The sequence below is a fragment of the Psychrobacter sp. TPE 89C genome, from assembly GCF_055522395.1.
The window spans coordinates 1-1,158 of sequence record NZ_JBVFXW010000102.1 but is presented as its reverse complement, the minus strand read 5'-3'; the positions used below and the strand labels follow the sequence as shown (position 1 = coordinate 1,158).

Below are 1,158 nucleotides of genomic sequence, written 5' to 3'. Positions count from 1 at the left end.
TGAAAAAAATATGAAAAAGAGCTTGCGCATCTCAAAATATTTGATAGAATAGCCACCACTTTAAGAGAACAAGCCGACTTAGCTCAGTTGGTAGAGCAACTGACTTGTAATCAGTAGGTCGCCAGTTCGATCCCGGCAGTCGGCACCATCTCTCTTAAAGTAGCTTTTTATGAATATGTCTTAAACTAAAGTCATTTTTGTTTAAAGCAACCTAAGGTGGGATTGGGGAGCGGTCAAACCCAACAGACTGTAAATCTGTCGCGAAAGCTTCGAAGGTTCGAATCCTTCTCCCACCACCATATTTTCTAAGTTTGTCATAGCGCCAAGCATACTCTATATATTTAGAGACTCTCGATTAGAGTCCTTTAGAATAAGAGTAAATGCGGGTGTGGTATAATGGTAACACCTTAGCCTTCCAAGCTAATGACGCGGGTTCGATTCCCGCCACCCGCTCCATATATACACCATCGCAAAAATTATAAATAATAAATCACGATAATCAGTTTATGATAACTGTGTCGTGATATTTTTTTAGTAAATCTACAATATTATTTGTACTGTAGTTATTAAAAACATGCTCATATAGCTCAGCGGTAGAGCACTCCCTTGGTAAGGGAGAGGTCTCGAGTTCAATTCTCGATATGAGCTCCATTTATTGTTTAAGCTTTTTGTGTTTGCTTTGCTATCTTAAACAGCGTTGCATCGATATCGAAAGCATAGGATATTGAACATTATAAATACAGTACAGCAATTGATGATTTAAGGGTGACACTGAGGTGTTGCCCTTTAGTGCTGTCAATTTATTAATAAATACTAAGTTTATTTGTAGATAAGCTACAGTAAGATAAATTAGTGCAACAGCGATGTTATATAATAGCTAGCAATGTTCAATAGATTGAAAAGTAAGTATAATATTTATCTGTATGAAGTTGAAGCGCATAGATTTTAGCAAGATTACAGAATAGTTTTAGTAGATAAACCATAGCGTCAACGGTTTGATGGTCTTACCTGCATCATGAGCCGTCAAACAGCTATTCACTGATCTTTGATTGATAAAGATTCACCAAAAAAAGAGGAAATACCCATGGCAAAGGCCAAGTTTGAACGTCTAAAACCGCATGTCAACGTTGGTACCATCGGACACGTTGACCACGGTAA

4 tRNA genes and 1 pseudogene are annotated in these 1,158 nt (G+C 37.5%); all 5 read left to right on the top strand.

From position 1 onward, the window contains the following. Positions 1–72 precede the first annotated feature (72 nt). Positions 73–148: transfer RNA gene (locus tag ACZW67_RS14290), tRNA-Thr, on the top strand. 67 nt (positions 149–215) lie between these two features. Continuing rightward, positions 216–299 (top strand) — tRNA-Tyr (locus ACZW67_RS14285). A gap of 83 nt (positions 300–382) precedes the next feature. Then, positions 383–456 (top strand) — tRNA-Gly (locus ACZW67_RS14280). A gap of 120 nt (positions 457–576) precedes the next feature. Next, positions 577–651 (top strand) — tRNA-Thr (locus tag ACZW67_RS14275). A 433-nt stretch (positions 652–1,084) separates the two neighbouring features. Beyond that, positions 1,085–1,158 (top strand): annotated as a pseudogene (locus ACZW67_RS14270) (hypothetical protein); the annotation flags it as partial.